This window comes from Alcaligenes sp. LTN-3 (assembly GCF_059735605.1).
On sequence record NZ_JCAPDN010000001.1, the window covers coordinates 427,692 to 444,071 of the forward strand.

The window sequence follows — 16,380 nt, forward strand, 5'->3', positions numbered from 1 at the left end:
CGTCGTACAGCGCAGAAGGGGCTAGGTTGAAAGTTGGTGACGGTAATTGGCCGGGGTATGCCCAAAGCTGCGCCGAAACAGGCTGATAAAGGCGCTGGGGCTGGAATAACCCAGATCATAGGCAATGGTGGCTACTGGAACACCGGCTGCCAGCATTTCCAGGGAGCGCATCAGGCGGGCGCGTTGCCGCCAGGCGGTGAAGTTAAAGCCGGTTTCTGTAACGAAACGGCGGCTTAAGGTACGCAGACTGACCGCTGCCCAGCTCGCCCAGTGCTCCATGCCCTGGTTGTTGCTGGGGTCGGCAATCAGGGCGCGAGCAATGCGTTGCAAGCGCGGGTCCCGGGGGAGCGGCAGCCCAAAAGGCTCGACGGGCAGGGTACGGATTTCATCCAGGATAACGGAGGCAATATGCGCTTGTTCTTGGGGCAAGGGGGCAGCGGGAATCAACTCCCAGGAGCAGGCGCGCAGCACGGCTTCACGCAACAGGCCCGAGGTACGCAAGGTGCAGGCGTGGGCGGGCAGGTCGGCGCAGGCCGCTTCGTCTATATAAACGCTCCAGCCATGATAAGGGCCGTGCGATTGGCCCGAGTGCAGGACATGCGGCGGCAACCAGACGGCATGGATAGCGGGCACCACCCAAACGGCGTCTTCCACCCCGACGGAAAGCAAGCCGCGCAGAGAACCGAACAACTGCCCGCGAGCGTGCTGATGGGAGCGCGAGGATAGTTCCGAGTCGTGATTACCGGTGACGGCGAATAGCACAGGATGCTCGGGGAAGTTCAGAAAATCATGCAGACCTATTTTTCGTTCAGGCATGGCGTAATTTTGTTATTCATTGACCGATACAGTGTACATCTGCCAAAACCTTTGTGCTTACACTGAAAGCCTTGATGAACAAAGGAGCGATACATGCAAGCACATGACATTCTTCCCGATCACGCCAGCGAAGTTCAGATTGCTGGCACCACTATTCGCAAAGGCACGGTTGGCGCCTTTCTGGCCAATGCAGCGACGTTGCGCCAGCCTGGTGTCAGCGATGCACAACGTCAGCGTGCCTTGAACGATATTGTGGCGGCCTTGCCAGCCTTGAAAGCCTTGGGCTTGTTTGATGCCTTGGAGATTCGGGACCCTCAATTGCGTGATTTTGTGGAGTCCAGGCTGTGATGAGAGGTGAAGGCGCAACGGTTCGTCCGTATTGGCTGCGCGATACCGCCTGCTTGTATTTATCCGGCGGCTTGATGCGTGCCTTTGGAGGCATCCCCTATTTAGGCGTGCGCCGCTTTGATAGTGGCTGTCTTTATTGATGGCAAGGAGCCGCTTATGCAAGTCGATGACACGCAGTTTCCATTGGTGTTTTTAAGAGAACACAGCCCACAGCAAACACCGCAACAGGCGCAGGATCAATTAGAGGCCTTGTTGAATCGGGGCCAACGCTTTGTCTTGTTGACTGACAGGTTGGGCGGTGGGGACCATGCCCATGAGGAAAGCCACGAGGATCGCAAGCAACGCGCCTTGTTCTTCAAGCAGAACAAGCAGCGCTTGAAGGATTTGTGCGCTGGCATGGTAGTGATCAGCAAGGGGCGGGCCATTCCTGCTGCAGCACGCCTGGCACAGCAGACCTTGGGCCGGGTGCTGGGCCTGCAATTCAGCTTTGTCGTTGATGAAGGCGAAGCCAGGCTTGAGGCCAGTCGTTTACTGGCCCGTTAAATTGCGGGCGGCATGGCTGCCAGAAAGAGGAAGTCAGATCAAAAGAGGGACCACAGGCCGTGTGATGCGGCCTGTTTTTGTGTGCGATTTAGTTGGCTTGCAAATCCAGCGTGCTATCCAGGTGGATGCGTTCAAAGTCTGAAATCAACACTTGAATGCGAATGTTCCAACTGGCTAGATGCGGCAGCTCGAGAGTATTGACTTCCCATTGATCCTGTCGCGTGAGTTTCGCCGGAAAGGTAATGGATTCCACTCCAGCCTGCGGGTTGCTGAAAATCACCTCCACCTCTTGAGCCTTCAAGGGACTGAAATCGGGTTCGTATAAAGAGACGGTTAGAATGGCCGGGCGCTGGGCGGTGGCCGGAATGTACAACAGGTCCGCCCTTGCTGCTTCAGTATGGATATGGCTGGAAATGGTGGGGGAGACGAGCTGGGCCAAGGCGCGCGGAGGTGGGGTAAAGCGCCACAAGGCGGCCACGGCCAGGATCAGCACCGCCAACACATATTCCAGACGAACCACACGTCGCAGAGCCTGTCGTGCATCGCTACGCTGCTGCAAGACAGCTTGGGTCAGGCGATAGCGGTTGTAGGCTCCCAGAGCCAGCAAGAGCAGAACCAGAATCAGCTTGGCACTGAGCACTTGCCCATATCGGCTTTCCCATAGCGAGGCGAGCTGATCGAATTGCACGTAGATCAGTGCGGCTCCGCTCAGGATCAGGACCAGCAGGATGGCGGGAATCCAGCGCGAGAACAGGGTCAGCAAGCGGGATTCCTGAGCCTGTTCAAGCGCGTAGGCCAAAGGCAGGAAAGAACCCATCCACAATGTCAGCGCCACAACATGCAGCCAGACACTGAGCCGGGACAAGCAGGCGGGATCTGCCGTGCTGGCATGACCGCTGGAAGCCAGAGAAGCCCCCAAAAGAGTCAGCGCTAAGGCGGCCAGCCATTTCTGGCTAGTGGGACTCCTTGCCTGCCAGGAAAGGGCGGCACAGGCCAGGGCGACCCAGCCCAGCAGCACGGCCACGCCCATCGAGGTCGATACAGCCGTTTTCCAGGCCGTCGTGCCGAACAAGGCGGACAGCGGCAAGTCCAGCGCATCGACACCGACCAAACCCAGGTTTAGCAATAAGGCTATGGCACCTAAAGCCAGCATGCGCGGTGCGAGACGACTTTGCTGGGCTGAGGTCTGGTTTGATGTTGAGGTCAGCGCCCGATAGACCACCCAGCCTATCCCTGTAAACAGACCCAGATAGCCCAAGAGTCGAGCCAGCCAGATCAGGCCGTTTCTGACGGGATTGCTGCGGGTGCTGTCCATCAGGTTTGCGCTGGGCGTTCCAATGGCAAATGTCAGTGTTCCGCCGACGGGATGGCCGTCGGCAGAGATGACTCGCCAGCTCAGTCCATAAGTACCCTCGGTCTCCATGGGCGGCAAGGCCAGTTCCAGCCGCTGGTCTTGCATCAAAACGTCCCCCAGTTCTTCGGAGGAACCGTCGGGACGAATCAAGGCCATCAGCAAGGGGGAGACGGACTCATTGAAACTTAGGCTGGCGGTTCTGGGCGACTGGGCCAGTATTGTGCCGCTATCGGGCTTGCTGGCCACCAAGGACGCATGAGCATGCAGAGCTGGCACCCAGGCCAGCAAAAGCAAGGCGATTAGCAGCACAAGCAATGGGTGGCAGCATGCCTGCCTATGCAGGGACTGGGTTTGCATAAGATCTCCTTTAGGCTGATGTCCAAGGGCAGCCGCCGCCTGGGTGTCTACGGTTTGGGCAACAGTTGCAGCGCGGGAGCAGGGGCGTCGGAATGGTCAGCCGCTTTCTGGGTGTCCGGTGCCGCTTGATCAATCCAGCGCTCCACGCCTTGCTCGCATTCCTGCACAACCGGGAAGTAGAGCGTGCTATTGGGTTTGAGCTCATCGCCTAAGTAGCTGATGAACACGAACTCGTCATAGTGTTCGTCCTGCAAAGGGCCGCCAGCCCAGACCACTTCCTGAACACCGGAGCTGACCTTGGCACCCCAACGCGTATAGGCCTGCTTGTAGTCACCTTTTACGGTTTCCAGCGTCCAGCCTGCTTTGGGTTGTGGTTTGACGCCGACCACGCCTTCAGGAATACGGACACGGATTTTGGTGGTGGCAGAGCCTTTGCAGCCATGCGGCACGGACAGAACAGCCTTGTAGCTGCTGCCCACCGGGGCTTGCTTGGTTTGCAGGGAAACGTGTGCAACAGCGCAAGAGGCGAACAGCACAGCAGCCATGCCCAGAATGGCACGGGAAGACATAGAAGAAATCGACATTGAAAACCTCGGCTAGATAAGAAAAAAGAGACCGTCAAAGGACGGGGACCTATCAAGCGAGGAGTAAGGGCGGGGCGCGTGAACCTAAAGGCGGGCCTTGTGCAGGTAGCGGGGGCCGGGTTTGATTGCTCTCGGCCAACAAAACCGGCTGATATGTAATCAGGCTGATCAGGACAGGCGCATCCAAGGTCGGCAACAAGGCGGGGGACGCCGCGATACCAAAGGGACAATCCTGCTGGTTTTGATGTGTATCGGAATCCGCCTGGCCATCTTGGCCGATCAGATCAATCCAGAGCGTATTGGCTGAATTGCCTGCTGTACAGAAGGTAATGGCAAAACCATTGTCTTGTGCAGAGCGGGTAGGCATATAGCCTGCTGGGACGATGGCGCGACAGACGTAGGCTAGCAGAGCCAGGCAAAACAGAAATTGCCAGACTCGGATTTCGCGAAAAACGAAATGGGGACCCAGGGCGCGCATGCGGAAAAGTATATTACAAAAGAGGTGGCCGACAGATGAGGTGTTTGTCAGTTATCTGGCGCCAAACTTTAAGTGTTTCACTCTTTACGCTGTTTAATAGCGGCGACGGCTAGTTGGGTCGCCACCGTCAAAGGCCCTGGCAGTTGGTCCAATGCAAACCAGTCCATGCCGCTGTGCTTTTCTGGCTCCTGCACCACCGCTTGGCCGGTGAAAGATGTCACCCAATAGACAGGCGCAACCCAGTGCTCTCCTTTGTTGGCATCAATCTGGTTCACATTGACCAGCAGCTCCAGGCTATCCAAACGCAACCCCACTTCTTCCATAATTTCGCGTTTGACGGCTTGCTCCAGGGTTTCCAGCCAGTCCACTTTGCCGCCCGGGATGCCCCAGTGCTCGGCTTCCGGCTCACGTACGCGCTTGAGCAGCAAGATTTTGTCGTTTTGCATAATGACTGCACCGCAGCCCACTCGTATGGTTTCGTCCATGTCTACGTCTCTAGTTTGTTAAAAGGGCGTCAAGTGGCCCCGAGCGTCAATCACACGTAAAAAAAGCCGCGAACACAGGGGGCGGCTTGGCTTAGCTAAGACAAAGCAGCGTTTAGGGAAAACCGGCACATTGTTCTAGAAACGCAGGCCGTGAGGCCAAGCGGTGGTAGTAGTCTTCGGCCGCCTGCAGTTTCGGGCGATCAAACGGCGTATTCAGCCAGCGGTGAATGGACAGGCCCAGAATAATATCGGCCAGGCTGAACGCCGGTCCGGCTGCATAGGCTTGGGTTTGAGCCAACTGTTTATCCAGAATGGACATCATCTGTGCCCAGGCCGATAACGATGCCTGGACCTGCCCCGCATCCTGGTGTTGGGGTGACTGCCGTACCAGGCTCATAAACGCATAGGACCAGGATGGGTTCAGCTCGCACGCCTGCCAGTCTATCCATTGATCTACCTTGGCCCGTTGCCAGGCATCTTGTGGATACAAGGCGGTGGGCGCTTGGCGATTGGCCAGATAACGCACAATGGTATGGGACTCCCACAGCACGCGATCCCCATCCAGCAGGACGGGGATCTTTGCGTTAGGGTTCAGCGCAAGGAATTCGTCCGTGTTGACGTCCTTGAAACCGAGGCCCCAATCCTGCCGCTCAAACTCCAGACTTAGCTCCGCGCAGGTCCACATGACTTTACGCACATTGATGGAGGATTCTCTGCCAAGAATGGTCAGCATGAAGGGGCTCTGAGGCGCAGATTATTTGTTGGCAGGCAGCAGTTCGTCACGGCGTTCAATGATGCGTGAGATCAGGCCATATTCTATGGCTTCCTCGGCACTCATCCATTTGTCGCGCTCGATATCGTCGCGCACACGCTCGATAGGCTGGCCGGTTTCACGGGAAATCACTTGAGCGATACGTTCGCGCGCTTTCATGATTTCCTGGGCTTGAATGGCCATATCGCTGGCCTGACCACCGGCGCCACCGCTGGGCTGGTGAATCAGAAAACGGGTTTGTGGCAGGCATACGCGGCGCTCGCGAGCCGCGCCCAGGAACAGGTGGGTGGCAGCACTGCCAACCCAACCGGTACCGACCATGGTGACGGGCGAGGAAATAAAACGCACCACATCGTGGATGGCGTCGCCCGATTCCAGGTGACCACCGGGCGAGGACACGATCATGGTGATGGGGGCGGTGGATTCGGCATCCAGCGCCAGCAGCTTGCGCACGGTTTCCGAGGCGAGCTTATCCGTGATGGTGCCAAAGACCAGCACAGTACGGGCGCGGAAGGCTTTTTCTTCCAGAAAGGCGCTATCTTGAGGGCTGGTATCAGAGCGAGTTTCTTTTTCTTGGCCAAGCATGGGTGAAGACTCCAAGGGATACGTTTCTGTCTGCTAAGGAAAATCGATTGCTCGACTATATCCCGACTGATGATCAACCGGGCTTTCACTTGGCAATTTTTGTGGTTTTTTTTGTCCGGGCTGGGGGCGCCCAAGCGCGTTCCGAGCAGGCAGACAAATCAACAGCAGGGTGGTTTGCCCTGCATGTTCGTCATAGTCTCATGCTTGTTTGGTATTTGATCGGGAGAACAAGACCCTATCGTCCTGCTTCTTGGATCAGCATCCGAGAAAGGCGCTGATCTACAAGCTGTGGCTGGGCCTGGAGACCTGCCACAGAACCCCGATAGCTCATTGGAAACGCTTCTCTCAACAGTGACACGACGCCCCCTGTCACTAAAAAAGATACCTGTTGCTTCAGGCGCTTGATGCTAAAACGGGACTGCACCAGATCAGTTGCCAAGGTCGAAGAAGTCCCTGCTTAAAAACGCTTTTCCAGCTTCAGCGCGACTTCGGTTTGCTTGTATTTGAAAGCCCAGTCGATATTGCTGTTGTTGAAGGTGTGCTTCAGATACAGATTGGGCGTAATGCCTTGGAACGCAAAGCGTGGCATGCCCACGTTCAGGATATAAATCTGTTGCCGGTCCTTGCGCAGCCCACCCAAGAACAAGTCCTCGGCATCGTGACGGGTCTGCCGGTACAGTGCCGTGGCGTTGATGTTCAAGCCTGCATCAAAGGCCCTGTAAATTCCCAGATTTGCCATATAGCTGCGGCTTTGTGCGGTTTGCTGAGACTGCAGATTACGGGTGTAATTCAGGCCCCCGTAGACCACGGTTTTTGCATCGATCAGATACGAGCCGTACAAGCCTATCTGGTTCTCTTTGACGCCTTCAAAGTACTGCCGTAAATCGCCTTTGTAGGACAGGCTCTTGTGCTGGGCATTCACGCCCACTTGCAGCCTGTCGCTAAGATTGTGCTTCCAGTCCACGCGCCCACCCCAGGACTGATAGCTGGTGCGACGGTTGGTGTAATTGTTCTCGAACAAGGGCGTAATCGACAGGTCGTTTTTAGCGTCCTGATAGTTGTAGCCCGCGTAAATAATGCTGGTGTTGTCGCTGTAATAAATGTCCTTGGGCTCGGCTTGCTTGTGCTTGTCGTACAGATTGCCGTAGCTCAGGCCGCGCAGCAGCAGATTGTGGTTGCCGCTGAGCTGGAAACGCCGGTTCAAGGTCAGGTCGTAGACCATGGCCGTGGATTTGACCGGGTCCGGCATCTTGCGTACCGACGGAAAGCACCCAAAGAAATAGCAGGTGAGGAAGGTGTCTTGCTGGCCGTTTTCTTTGTTGATATTGCTGTTGTAGCCCAGGCCAATCGAGGCAGAGCCGTGCCAGGCATTGCGGTCTTGCAGGGCACCCTGAAAGCCTTCGATCACGGGTCGCACTTCATCCGGAATACCGGCAGAGGAAATCTGGCTGAACAGTTCCTTGGCTTCGCTGGATTGATAGTCCTCGAACAGTACGCGGGCCAGTTCGAGCTTGGCGCGCATCATATTGGGATCGCTTTCTTGAGCTTGGCGCAGCTTGCTGATCGCCAGGCTGTGATTGTCCTTGCTACGGGCCACCATCCCTTGAGCCATCAGCACCAAAGCAGGGTTGTGGCCGGGCAGCTCCTGATACTTTTCTACAAACTGATCCACCTTGGCCCACTGCTGCAGATTGATGGCGACATAAATGGCCGGTTCCAGATCGGTCAGCGTGGCATCAACGCTATAGGTTGTGCCGTTGATGGTGATCAGGGCCGAGGGGTCCACATCGGGCGGGGTTTCTTCCACTAAATGGGAGCGTTCGCGTTCGTTCAGATTGCGGTCGATTTGATTCAAAAGTCGGCGCGTATCGTCGTCGTTGGCTTGCACCGCGCTGGATGCCATGGCCAGCAGCAGGCACAAAAGGGGAAGGGCTCGCCCATGCATGAATGAAAACCTTGCAAGAAAAAGGGGAGATGGACGCAGGGTCCGGAGAGAAAGGGGATCGAGCTTGTCGATCCCCCTTTTCTTATGGCAACACTAGGGTGTTGTCAGAGGCGGATTACTGTTTGGCACCGCCGAAGGCCATGTCATTGGCACCGTTGGCTGGGTTGTAGTAAATACCTGCCAGGGCGTCAGCGGCTGCGCCGTAGAATTGGCCCTCAATTTTGGCTGTACTACCGCTAAAGTTTTTAGCGAAAGAGCCATCGGAAGCAATGGTTGTGCCATTAAACAAAACAGTACCAACCAGACCAGCCAGGGTACCTGTACCACCACCGTAGTTGGCGGTCAGGGTGCCTTTGGAGATACCTGCTTGAGTGCCAGGGTTGTACTGGTTGACGCCTACAACATCGTACTTGGCATTGACCAGGTTAGGCATGGCTGTAGTTGGGTTTTCGCCAGTGTAGAACACCGTGCGGTCAGCATGGCTCAGGTTCAGATCCGTGCTGCTTGCTGGAGGTGTGCCGGCTATGCGGGGAGCCCACTCACCAAAATACACTTCCTGGCCGGAAACCTTGGCAACTACTTCGCCACCGAAGTGGGGGTAGCCCGGCAGAGGATTGTTCAGTTGGCGATAGGCGTAAATTTGAGTGCCTGTTCCTACACCGCTGGTGATGGTATGGCGCCATGTTTCAGCAATGTTTGTTCCCAAGGGCATTTGAATATATCCGTTGCCATCAGCACCACCCAGCACTTGATTGGTTTGCCAAAGAGGACCGCTTTTGAAGCTCACCACACCCGATTGTTTGGTGGCGTCATATGGGTCAGTACCTGGCATGGAGATACCAGCTTCGCCTTGAGCCATCATTGTGGACTCTTTATTAGCCACTACAAATGCTTTCGAGGAACCACCAGCGACGGGGGCAGCGAAGCTGCTGGCGGAGGCCAGCAGGAAAGCCGAAACAATAGCCAGTTTTTGTACATTCAGACTTGCTTTCATTACGAACTCCATTAAGTGAAGAAAAAGGGCGTTTTTACGAAAACGACCAAAAAAACCGATTAACTTAAAAACGTGCTGTCATACCGACACGCACTGTCCGTCCAGGGGCCGGCATAGAGGTGCGGGCCATAGGGTCCAGGTAGTACTGATTAGTTAGATTGCTGATTGCCACGTCCACATTCAGGTTTTTCTGTACCTGATAGCTGGCGTAGGCATCGAACACCAAAATGGGGTTCCAGTAGTTCGTTCTGTTAAATGCCCAGCCAAGGCCACCAAAATGGCCTTCATCTTTGTTTTTCGCAGCGCTGTGATACACCGCACGTGCTCCGAGCAGTAGTTTCTTTTCCAGCAGGCGTGCACCGACATCCAGATTCAGGGAGTACTGCGGTTGCAGACTGGTTCTGGCAAAGGTGCGAGGGAAGCCTCCATCAACGCAGGCAGGAATGTTGTCGCTTCCTGCGGCTCCAGGGATGGGCATAAACGTCTGGGCGTAGTCGGCGTCGCAGAGCTGTTGCTTCAAGCGGTATGTGCCGCCAAAGTTCGCAAAGTATTTACCGCTATCCACGCGAGCTTGCAGTTCAATACCGGACATTTTCTTCTCGGCAAACTGCACGGTATTGAAGTCCCAGTCCCGGTCTATATAGTCTTTGATCCGGTTGTTGAAGTAATTGATCTTGACGTCTGCATATTCCAGGCTTGGGAAGTAGCTGCTCAGATTGTGGACATAGCCGATTTCCCAGTTGTAGGCATGTTCAGGACGAGTAGCTGCCCCGGTCGAGCGCTTGCTGCCGCCAGCCAATGCCATGGAGGATTCAAACAGGCTTGGAAAGCGTACAAATTCGTTGTAACGGGCATAAAGACGAATATCGTCTGTAATGAAGGCTGTCAGCCCGATGTGAGGAACCCAAGCATGGTCTTTTTGTTTTTTAGGTTCTTCCCATTTGTTGGGTATTTCAGATTCGTCTTGGTAAACAGGTTTGCGATTGCTTATCGAGGCAATGTATTTGTCTACTGTGCCTTTTTGTCCCTGCGCATCGGTGACTTGCTCTGTTGAGTCAATTTCGCCATTGGTAAAGGGGTTATTGGCAGTAAAACCTTTGTGACTTTCGCCAGAGGGAACAAAAACCGTTTCTTCGGTATAGCGATAGCCGTTAATTTTTCCTTTATGAAATGAATCGCCTAGTATTTCTTCAAATGATTTTTTGCTTGTATGCCCGAAAACGGCCTCCAGCATGCTCGGATCTAAATCGGAAATGAACTGCCAGTCTTCTTCATATTGCTTGTACAGGGGGAGTTCTCTTTCAATGATTTGGCCTTCGTAATCAGCAACTTCTTGGTTGCTCATTAAGCGCTGAACCTGGTAGTTATAGCCTTTCAGAGCAGGCTGAATTGCCCAGTTTTTATGCTGCTGACTACGCATTTCGGCCAGCTTGTCGTCGTACGACCAGTAGTCGCTATAGCGTGCACCAGCATTCACCTGCAGCCAGTCCACAGGCCGCCAGTCGAAGTTAAAACCAAAATTCCATTGCTGACGTGTCCCCGAGCGAGGCCCCATGTGGTTCACGCCCCAGGTCAATTCATTCAGGTGCTCGAGCTTCTCCGACGCGTCATGCTGCTTGAGCTTTTCTCGTGTGAAATCAGCCGATAAGCTCAGATCCAGAGTTGGGTGCAAAGTCATGGCGTTGCTAAGGTTCAGCCCGCTACGCCTATGGTCGGTAATTTGCAAGGCTCTGGGGATGATGTTGAAACGTCCGTCTGTATTGGGCAGCTTTTCTGGGGCGGTAGGCGGTACCCAAGCGCATTCAGAGCCGTTTGTGCCCAGGACATGGCAATTTGTGTAGTTGTCCCAGTCACCATCGCGTCCGTAATTAAGACCTTGGCCTTGAATCCCATAAATGACGTCGCCATTCTGATGACGCTCACTATCGCTTTGGGTAATCCAGGCTCCGGCCTTCAAGTTGATGAAACGACTGCCTTCGGGATTCCAGGAGTAGTTCAGGTTCCAGGTGTCTTGTTTGACCTTGCTATACGGGTTTTCGGTTTGGAGGATATTTTTTTCGCCATAGCCATCCAGGGCGTGGATGGCCCAGACCACGTTCCATGGCACGTTTTCGCCAAAGGTATGGTTGCTGCGCATGTAGCTCATATCAATGGCTTGATCATGAGGTAGGCGCAACGTGCCTTTCAGCAGCGTGGTTTCCAGTTCGCTGGATGTGTTCAGAACTTCTTCACCAGGACGGTAGTACTTGGCGATGTAGCTCACTCTGGGGAAGGAGTACGACGGGTTGTAGTCGCTATTTGCGTCCTCTTGCCAAGTGTCGTTCTCGTACTTCTCGCTACCCTTTTTACCGCTGTAATAGTTGCCGCGACTGCGGTAGCTGTAGGCGGCCAACAGGTCAAAATGTTCTTGTTGCGTGGCGATGGCCAGACGATAGGAGTGATCTTCAAAGTTGAAGTTCTTGCCGCTATTCCCGACTTTCGGCATACGGTCTGCAGAAATGTACTCAGGTAGAACAACGCTGTTGAGGCCTCCTCTATCAAAGACCGCCCCCGGAATATCGCGATAGTCCTTTCCGAAAATCCCAAAAGCCCGCTCATTCGGCTTGGTTGAATTCGTCGCTGTCTCCGCCTTCAGCTCAATCCCGAAGGTCTCGCCCGGTTTGACAATATCTTCCACCTGCAGCGTGCGGATCTGCACCGATCCGCCAATCCCGCTGGCGCCCGACGTCGCCGACACGCCTTTTTCCACCAGAATGCTGCTGATCATATTGGGATCAACATAGTTGCGGTTGGCGACCCCGGCCGGTCCCAGCCAGACTGATGTGGCCTGTTCCGTGCCGTCAATCGTCAGTGGAATGCGGCCTTCACCCTGGATACCGCGAATGTTCGGGTCCAGCGCGCCGCTATTGCGCGAGTCCCCCGCATACACACCATTCAGGCCCTTGAACAAGTCCCCCACGGAGCTGCCCTTGTATAGCTCGATTTCCTCCTTGCCGGCGTACACATTGGAGACGTCTTTCTCGAATACATCGGTTTTACCCGCCTCATCGCGGGTTTCTCGTACGACGGTAATGGTGTCCAGGCGAGTGGCTCGGTCCGTGTCATCCTGGCTCTCATCCTGACGGGAAGAGGGTGGGGCGCTGCCCACGCTTTGAGCCTGTGTCTGCCCGGCCCAGGAGGCCAGAATCAAGGCATACACCAGCGGCTTGAGCGCGTGTTTTTTGTGTAGGGGGGAAAGGGTAGCGGACATAGAACGAACCAGGGCTCCGTGTGAAAAATAACAATCTGTCGTGGGGAAAGGCTCCCGTTTGCTGGCCAGGTTCACCCCTTGTCTCAAAAGGTGGGGAATGGCACGGGGATATTATTCCTATTAATGAGAATAATTATCACTTAGATTGATATGCGGGACGGAGCAATTCCTATGCAGAACCGGAAATCCGCTGCAATGGCAGGAACTTGTCAAAGCAGAAGGGGAACTTTTCAGGGAGAGGGCCGCAGGGGGCGGCCCGAAAAGAAGGGTGGGCCTCTATGAATAAAGAGGCCGAAAACAGCGGAAATACAAGGGTTTAGGCGCGCTTGTTGCCAAAAATGGATTTGGGTGAGCGGCCAAAGTAGCGTGTAAAGGCGACGGAAAAATTATTGGGGTATTTGTAGCCCACTTGCCAGGCAGCCTGGGCCACTTGTTGGCCGGACTCCAGCAAGGTATAGGCTTTGCGCATACGCAGTTCCAGCAGCAGGCCGATAGGCGTGTTGTCGTACAGATAGCGAAAACCCTCTTTAAGCTTGTGCTCGTTAATGCCTACTGTCGTGGCCAGATACTCCACCGTGATAGGTTGATCCAGTTGCGAGCTGAGCAAATCGCGTGCTCGCTCAACCCGTTGAATATCATCTACCGACAGCGGGGCGCTGTTGGGGGCGTCGGGCGGAGCCAGGCGGTTGAACTGCTCGGCCAGCAAGCTTAGTGCATGGATTTGCAGGTTCAGCCTGTGGTGATGAATGGGCTGCTCCGGGGTGCACGGCTGCATATAGCGTGCCAGTGCCGCAGCATGGGCCATGGTGGCCTGGCTGCTGGCATGAAAAGACAGACGATGCAGTCCTACGCAATCCATCAGTTGGGTGGCGCGTTCCGGGCCCACGTATTTGTTCAAGGCCGCCTCGCTGATGACCAGCCGTAATTGCGATACGGATTGGTCCTCTTGATAGTGGCGTTCCCCCCGCAGGGATCGGAAAGCTGTCACCGTGGTATGGCCTGCCTTGAACAGCAGGTCTGAACTCTCCCGTCCCTGATAGGCCGACTGTCCTTGCAGACCCACGGTCACCACAATGACACGGCCCGTATGAGGGCCGTTGCTTTCTTCAACCAGCGATCGGCTGGGGTGATAGTGCAAACGGCCTAACAAAAACCCGTGTTCCAGCTCCACGCATTCGGAATAGCAGTGGCCCAGTTCTTCGGGAAGTTGCAGCCGGACTCGGCCATCGCTCAGAGCGCGGCATGATCTGGGTTCATCCGTGGTTAAGCGATAGCCACATTTGCGCGTATTCATCATTTCTCCTGCTAAAAGCGCCTCGCATATGAATTGCTCCGTTCAGCATAGATCTTAATGCAAATAATTCTCATTAAATATATATCATTTCTAGCTGTCATGGCAGAGGGAAGGGCCATTGTGGAATTTACGGAGGGAAAAACAGTGCTGGATCGATCGCAAGGAGACGTTGTTTTGCCGGAGCAATTGTTGCAGTCGCATGCGCTGCAAGCCTGTTGGGACGCGCAATTGGCGGGCTTAAGTGCCGATGCCTTGAACCTGGCTTTGGGGTATGGGGTGTTTGCGCATCTGGATCAGTTTATCGCTGCCCAGGAGTTGGCGCTTGTGCTCAAGTGGGACGCTGACAACACCGCTTATCTGCTGGAGTTGTTGTGGAGTCTGGAACTGCTGGAGTGTCAGTGGACCTGTCCGCGACGCTATCGCAGCCTGCCCCAAACGGCGCGTTATCTGAATCCGGGTTCGGCGCAATATTGTGGCGATGCCTTGCTGTTTCGGCATGGCGTTTTGCGCCAGGTGGGCAATCAGTTGGAAGAGCTGCTGCGTAATGGCAAATCTCCTCCGGCGGATCCGGCCCTGATTCAGCAGGGTTGGGCAGCGGCGGCGCGCTCGCAAATTGCCCAGGAGCAAACGGCGGTAACGGCTGAGGTGGCCTGTGAGATTTTTGGGGCCGTGCCGCAGTTCTGGCGGGCGCAACGTTTGCTGGATTTGGGCGGTGGGCCGGGCCTGGTGGCTATTGCCTTGGCACAAGAGCAGCAGGACTTGAATGCCGTGGTGTTCGAGTACGAAGCAGCGGCGGCCGTCGCTCAGCAAAAAATTCTTGATGCCGGCCTGGAAACGCGTGTCAGCACCTTGGCCGGTGATCTGCTGGTGGACGATTTCGGGGCGGATTACGACCTGATCTGGTGCTCCTCCGTGCTGCATTTTGTGCCGGACATTCCCGCTTTGCTGGCCCGTCTGTATCGCGCCTTGCGCCCCGGTGGGGTGCTGGTGTGCTGTCACGCCGAAGTGCATAAGGAAGTCAGCAAGGCCAAACGGATTTTGCATTACTACCTGCATATGCGTATGCAAGGCCGCCAGGTGCTGCCGGAAGGGCAGTTGGCCCAGTTGCTGGAACAAGCCGGATTTGATGAGGTTCAGCAGTTTGATGAGGTGCGCTTTCCGGTTGCGCCCGTCACTGCATTGATTGCGCGCAAGGCGTGCAAAGGGTGATGAGAATGAAGACGTGGAAAGCGTGGGGGGCACAGCTGCTGTTTGGCTGGATGAATCTGGTGCTGGCTGTCCCCAGTATTTATTTGATGCTGGGCCTGCCCCTGGTGATGCGCCAGCATGGCTGGTCCGGCACCGAGATAGGCTTGTTTCAGTTGGCGGCCTTGCCCGCTGTTTTCAAGCTGGTGCTGGCCATGCCGGTGCAGCGCGTTCGCCTGGGGGGCGGGCATTTTGTGCATTGGCTGTGGTTGATGGCGGTCTTGTTGCTGGCTTTGTATGTAGGCATAGGCCGCGAGAATCTGATTGATCAGCGGACCCTGCTGTTTGCCCTGACGTTTGCCATCAGCATTGTGGCGACCTGGATGGACATCCCTTTGAATGCCTTGGCCGTGCAATACCTGCCGCGCGAGGAACAGTTGCGTGCGGGCAGTATTCGTTCTGCCGCCTTGTTTCTGGGCGCGATTGTTGGGGCAGGGGTGATGGTGCTGGTGCAGGCCCGCTGGGGTTGGCGGGCACCGTTCGCCTTGATGGGCCTGGGGCTGGTTGTGGGTTGTTTGCCCTTTGTGTTTCTGCGCTCTAAAGCGGGCTTGCACGTGGCAGAGGCCGAGCAGGCGCCGCCTGGTTTTGTCGCTGATTGGGTCAGTTTTTTTGGGCAGGAAGGGGCCAAGCAATGGACCAGCTTGCTGCTGACCAGCTTTCCCTTTATTGGTGCCGTCTGGTTTTACTTGAAACCCTTGATGCTGGACCAGGGCATGCCCCTGGAAGAGGTAGCCTGGACGGTCGGGATTGCTGGTGGCATTACCGGTGCCGTGTTCAGCCTGATTGGTGGTCGTTTGGCCTCATTCCTGGGTGCCGCGCGTGCCATTCCTATTTATCTGCTGGCGGCTTTGCTGTCTCTGGTTTTGCTGATGGTCTCGGTCTGGGCCAAGCTGGGCCCGGTGTGGCTGATCAGCAGTGCCCTGTTGATTGCTGCCAGCATGGGGGCGGTGTCGGCCTTGCTGTTTGGCCTGACTATGTTTTTCACCCGTAGACAGCGCAATGCTTCCGACTACGGTTTGCAGTCGACCATCTTCACCTTGGCGCGCATGGCTGTCCCGATTGCGGCGGGCATTGTGCTGGACCGCTTCGGGCAAGTCGTCATGCTGGGTGCCTTGACCTTAGGCGTTCTGTTCGCCTTTGTACTGGCTTGGCGCGTCCGCCACAGCGTTGGTGCCAGCACTGAAGTGTTGCTGCGCAGCCAGTAAATCCTCTGCTGAAAACGCCGGCGTACATAGGCTGCGTTGGCGTTCATCGTTTTTGCTCCGTTTTGCATAGAAATTAGAGCCCGAAGGCCATTGTGTCATTTTCAGTCATATTTGAGAATAAGTCT

The 16,380-nt window shown here is 55.5% G+C and carries 16 protein-coding genes; 5 read left to right on the top strand and 11 right to left on the bottom strand.

The annotated features are described in order from the left end of the window. Positions 1-21: 21 nt before the first annotated feature. Positions 22-816, bottom strand: a complete 795-nt coding sequence (locus tag AC6I6N_RS01995) for an AraC family transcriptional regulator (protein ID WP_497942899.1) — start codon at positions 814-816, stop codon at positions 22-24. Between the two features lie 93 nt (positions 817-909). Between AC6I6N_RS01995 and AC6I6N_RS02000 the strand changes: the two genes are divergently transcribed. Genes AC6I6N_RS02000 through AC6I6N_RS02010 form a run of 3 tightly spaced genes read left to right on the top strand, consistent with a single transcriptional unit; the run spans position 910 to position 1,707 of the window. Then, positions 910-1,164: a hypothetical protein gene (locus AC6I6N_RS02000; RefSeq protein WP_094196473.1), complete on the top strand. Its 255-nt coding sequence runs from the start codon at positions 910-912 to the stop codon at positions 1,162-1,164. Next, complete coding sequence (locus tag AC6I6N_RS02005; protein WP_159086112.1) at positions 1,161-1,304, top strand: hypothetical protein; 144 nt, start codon at positions 1,161-1,163, stop codon at positions 1,302-1,304. Before AC6I6N_RS02000 ends, AC6I6N_RS02005 begins: the two co-directional genes overlap by 4 nt. Positions 1,305-1,320: 16 nt before the next feature. Continuing rightward, positions 1,321-1,707, top strand: coding sequence for a hypothetical protein (locus tag AC6I6N_RS02010; RefSeq protein WP_230018485.1), 387 nt, complete (start codon positions 1,321-1,323; stop codon positions 1,705-1,707). A gap of 88 nt (positions 1,708-1,795) precedes the next feature. Here the strand turns inward: AC6I6N_RS02010 and AC6I6N_RS02015 are convergent, their stop codons facing one another. The 10 genes from AC6I6N_RS02015 to AC6I6N_RS02060 form a co-directional block, all read right to left on the bottom strand. After that, positions 1,796-3,418, bottom strand: coding sequence for a copper resistance CopC/CopD family protein (locus AC6I6N_RS02015; RefSeq protein WP_497942903.1), 1,623 nt, complete (start codon positions 3,416-3,418; stop codon positions 1,796-1,798). Positions 3,419-3,465: 47 nt separating this feature from the next. Further along, positions 3,466-4,002, bottom strand: a complete 537-nt coding sequence (locus AC6I6N_RS02020) for a YcnI family copper-binding membrane protein (RefSeq protein WP_108727363.1) — start codon at positions 4,000-4,002, stop codon at positions 3,466-3,468. A 52-nt stretch (positions 4,003-4,054) separates the two neighbouring features. Next, positions 4,055-4,480 (bottom strand): DUF2946 family protein, encoded by a 426-nt coding sequence (locus AC6I6N_RS02025; protein WP_326833645.1) that lies wholly within the window; start codon positions 4,478-4,480, stop codon positions 4,055-4,057. 77 nt (positions 4,481-4,557) lie between these two features. After that, a complete protein-coding gene (locus AC6I6N_RS02030) occupies positions 4,558-4,965 on the bottom strand; it encodes an NUDIX hydrolase (protein ID WP_230018479.1) in 408 nt (135 codons plus the stop codon). Positions 4,966-5,077: 112 nt separating this feature from the next. Then, on the bottom strand, positions 5,078-5,698 hold the full coding sequence (locus AC6I6N_RS02035; RefSeq protein WP_249462207.1) for a glutathione S-transferase family protein: 621 nt from the start codon (positions 5,696-5,698) through the stop codon (positions 5,078-5,080). Positions 5,699-5,719: 21 nt separating this feature from the next. Then, a complete protein-coding gene (locus tag AC6I6N_RS02040; protein WP_230018476.1) occupies positions 5,720-6,322 on the bottom strand; it encodes an ATP-dependent Clp protease proteolytic subunit in 603 nt (200 codons plus the stop codon). A gap of 457 nt (positions 6,323-6,779) precedes the next feature. Continuing rightward, positions 6,780-8,267, bottom strand: coding sequence for a surface lipoprotein assembly modifier (locus AC6I6N_RS02045; protein ID WP_230018475.1), 1,488 nt, complete (start codon positions 8,265-8,267; stop codon positions 6,780-6,782). A 115-nt stretch (positions 8,268-8,382) separates the two neighbouring features. Beyond that, positions 8,383-9,261, bottom strand: coding sequence for a Slam-dependent surface lipoprotein (locus AC6I6N_RS02050; protein ID WP_094196484.1), 879 nt, complete (start codon positions 9,259-9,261; stop codon positions 8,383-8,385). 64 nt (positions 9,262-9,325) lie between these two features. Next, positions 9,326-12,511, bottom strand: coding sequence for a TonB-dependent receptor domain-containing protein (locus tag AC6I6N_RS02055; RefSeq protein WP_264672747.1), 3,186 nt, complete (start codon positions 12,509-12,511; stop codon positions 9,326-9,328). 316 nt (positions 12,512-12,827) lie between these two features. Then, positions 12,828-13,805 (bottom strand): helix-turn-helix domain-containing protein, encoded by a 978-nt coding sequence (locus AC6I6N_RS02060; RefSeq protein ID WP_497942914.1) that lies wholly within the window; start codon positions 13,803-13,805, stop codon positions 12,828-12,830. A 144-nt stretch (positions 13,806-13,949) separates the two neighbouring features. On the opposite strand from AC6I6N_RS02060, the gene AC6I6N_RS02065 reads away from it, so the two are divergent. Together AC6I6N_RS02065 and AC6I6N_RS02070 are read left to right on the top strand one after the other, a co-directional pair. Then, entirely contained in the window at positions 13,950-15,014 is a 1,065-nt protein-coding gene (locus tag AC6I6N_RS02065; RefSeq protein WP_240631588.1) for a class I SAM-dependent methyltransferase, read from the top strand. Positions 15,015-15,019: 5 nt separating this feature from the next. Further along, positions 15,020-16,255: an MFS transporter gene (locus AC6I6N_RS02070; protein ID WP_264672749.1), complete on the top strand. Its 1,236-nt coding sequence runs from the start codon at positions 15,020-15,022 to the stop codon at positions 16,253-16,255. Positions 16,256-16,380 lie beyond the last annotated feature (125 nt).